Origin of the sequence: Streptomyces sp. WELS2, assembly GCF_013870595.1 — a bacterium.
Taxonomy (GTDB): domain Bacteria; phylum Actinomycetota; class Actinomycetes; order Streptomycetales; family Streptomycetaceae; genus Streptomyces.
The window spans coordinates 1-2,837 of record NZ_JACBWZ010000783.1 but is presented as its reverse complement, the minus strand read 5'-3'; the positions used below and the strand labels follow the sequence as shown (position 1 = coordinate 2,837).

Annotated in this window: 2 protein-coding genes; both read left to right on the top strand. The window is 73.8% G+C overall.

Annotation, left to right across the window (positions count from 1 at the left end; genetic code table 11):
* On the top strand, positions 1-1,758 hold a 1,758-nt coding region (locus tag H5J33_RS29750; RefSeq protein WP_181797897.1), incomplete at its 5' end, for a glycoside hydrolase family 2 protein.
* A complete protein-coding gene (locus H5J33_RS29745; protein ID WP_181797896.1) occupies positions 1,755-2,786 on the top strand; it encodes a LacI family DNA-binding transcriptional regulator in 1,032 nt (343 codons plus the stop codon). The genes H5J33_RS29750 and H5J33_RS29745, both read left to right, overlap by 4 nt.
* Positions 2,787-2,837: the final 51 nt, after the last annotated feature.

The window sequence follows — 2,837 nt, the reverse complement described above, 5'->3', positions numbered from 1 at the left end:
GAACTCACCGGCGACGAGACGGTCATCGGTCTCGAGGTCCCCGACCCCCGCCTGTGGTGGCCGCGCGGATACGGCGAACAGCCCCTGTACGACCTGGATCTCACCCTGAGCGACGACAGCGGCCCGCTCGACACCTGGCACCGCCGGATCGGCTTCCGCACGATCGAGCTGGACCGCTCCGCCGACGCCCACGGCACCGGTTTCACCCTGGTCGTCAACGGCGTACGGGTCTTCGCCCGGGGCGTCAACTGGATCCCCGACGACGCCTTCCCCTCCCGGATCACCCCCGAGCGCTACCGCACCCGCCTCACCCAGGCCGCGGACGCCGGGATCGACCTGGTCCGGGTGTGGGGCGGCGGCATCTACGAGGACGAGGCCTTCTACGCCGCCTGCGACGAACTGGGCCTGATGGTCTGGCAGGACTTCCTCTTCGCCTGCGCCGCCTACCCGGAGGAACAGCCGCTGCGCGGCGAGATCGAGGCCGAGGCGCGCGACAACGTTGTCCGGCTGATGCCGCACCCCTCGCTGGTGCTGTGGAACGGCAACAACGAGAACCTGTGGGGCTTTCGCGACTGGGGCTGGGAGGGCCCGCTCGCCGGGGACTCCTGGGGCGAGGGCTACTACCTGGGCCTGCTGCCCCGTATCGTCGCCGAACTCGACCCCACCCGCCCCTACACCGCGGGCAGCCCCTGGTCCGGCTCCTGGGACCACCACCCCAACGACCCCGCCCACGGCACCCACCACTCCTGGGAGGTGTGGAACCGCCAGGACTACGCCGAGTACCGGGCGAGCGTGCCCCGCTTCGTCGCCGAGTTCGGCTGGCAGGCACCGCCCGCCCTGGCCACCCTGCGCCGCGCGCTGCCCGGCGAGCCCCTCGCGCCCGGCTCCCCGGGCATGCTGCACCACCAGAAGGCCGAGGACGGCAACGGCAAGCTGAACCGCGGCGTCGCCCGCCACTTCCCGCTGCCCGAGGACGACTTCGACCGCTGGCACTACCTGACCCAGCTGGTGCAGGCACGCGCCGTCGCCGCCGGCGTCGAACACTGGCGCTCCCACTGGCCGGTGTGCGCCGGCACGGTCGTCTGGCAGCTCAACGACTGCTGGCCGGTGACCTCCTGGGCCGCCATCGACGGCGACGGCCGCCCCAAGCCGCTCTACCACGAACTGCGCCGCGTCTACGCCGACCGGCTGCTCACGCTGTGCCCGGACCCCGACGGCCTGGTGCTCGCCGCGGTCAACCAGGCCGCCACGCCCTGGCGGCCCATGGTCACCCTGCGACGGATCGAGGCCGACGGCACCACGCTGGCCGAAGCCGTGGTCGAGCCGGCCGCGGGACCCCGTTCCGTCGCCCGGATCCCGGTCCCCGCACACCTCGTACCCGACCCGCGCGGCGGCAGGGAATTCCTGGTCGCGGACGCCGGGGAGGCCCCCCGTCCGGACGGGGCCGGCGGCGGGGAAGGGCTGCGCGCGCTGCACTTCCCCGTCCCCGACAAGGACTTCGCCTACCCCAGCCCCCGGTACGACGTCACCCTGGAGCCCGTGCCCGGACCGGGGGATAGAGTCGACGTCGTGGTGAGCGCCCAGACCCTCGTCCGAGACCTTCTGCTCCAGCCCGACCGGCTGGGCCCGGCCGCCGTCTGCGACCGCGGCCGGCAGACCCTCCTGCCCGGCGAGCGCACACGCATCCGGATCGAGGGCTGCGGCCCGGTCACCGTGGACGCCGTCGAGGCCGCACTGTTCTGCGTGGACCTCGGGTGAGCGGGACCGGGGAACGCGTCACCATCAAGGACGTCGCGGCCCGGGCCGGGGTGTCCAAGGGCGCGGTCTCGCTCGCCTTCAACCACAAGCCCGGCGTCTCCGAGGCCACCCGGGAACGGATCTTCGCGGCGGCCCGGGAGCTGGGCTGGGCCCCCAGCGCCACCGCGCGCAGCCTGTCCAGCAAGCGGGTCGACATCGTCGGGCTGGCCCTGTGCCGGCCCGCCCGGCTGCTCGGCCTGGAGCCGTTCTACATGGACTTCATCTCGGGCATCGAGAGCGTCCTGGCGGAGCGGTCCTGCTCCCTGCTGCTGCGGCTGGTGCGGGACCCGGCCGAGGAGGTCGCGCTCTACCAGGAGTGGTGGCGCGGCCGCATGATCGCCGGCGCGATCCTGGTGGACTTCCGCGAGGACGACCCCCGGGTGCCCGCCCTGCAGCGGCTCGGCATGCCGGCGGTCGCCGTCGGCCACCCCCGCCTGACGGGCACGTTCCCGGCGGTGTGGACGGACGACGCGTCGGCGGTCGCCGAGGCCGTCCGCTATCTGGCGGCCCTGGGCCACCGGCGCATCGCCCGGGTCGGCGGCCCGGCCGGCCTGGGACACAGCGCCATCCGGACCCGCGCCTTCGCCGACACCGTCCGGGAACTCGGCCTGGAGGAGGCGCGGCAGATCGCCACCGGCTTCGACGAGAAGGAGGGCGCCCGGGCCACCCGCACCCTGCTGCTCGCCGCCGACCGGCCGACCGCGATCGTCTACGACAACGACATCATGGCGGTCGCCGGGGCGGGCGTCGCCGCGGAGATGGGGTTCACCGTCCCCGACGACCTGTCGCTGCTGGCGTGGGACGACTCCCAGCTGTGCCGGATCACCCATCCGACCCTGTCGGCCATGAGCCACGACGTGCACCACTTCGGTGCCGAGGTGGCGCGCGTGCTCTTCGATGTGCTCAACGGCGTGCACACCGACGGCCACCAGGTCCCGACCCCGTCACTGACCCCACGCGGTTCCACGGCACCCGCACCGGGGGTGTAGACCGACGTCGGGCCGAACCGGCCGCCGTGGTGAACCGGCCGTGGGTTGGCG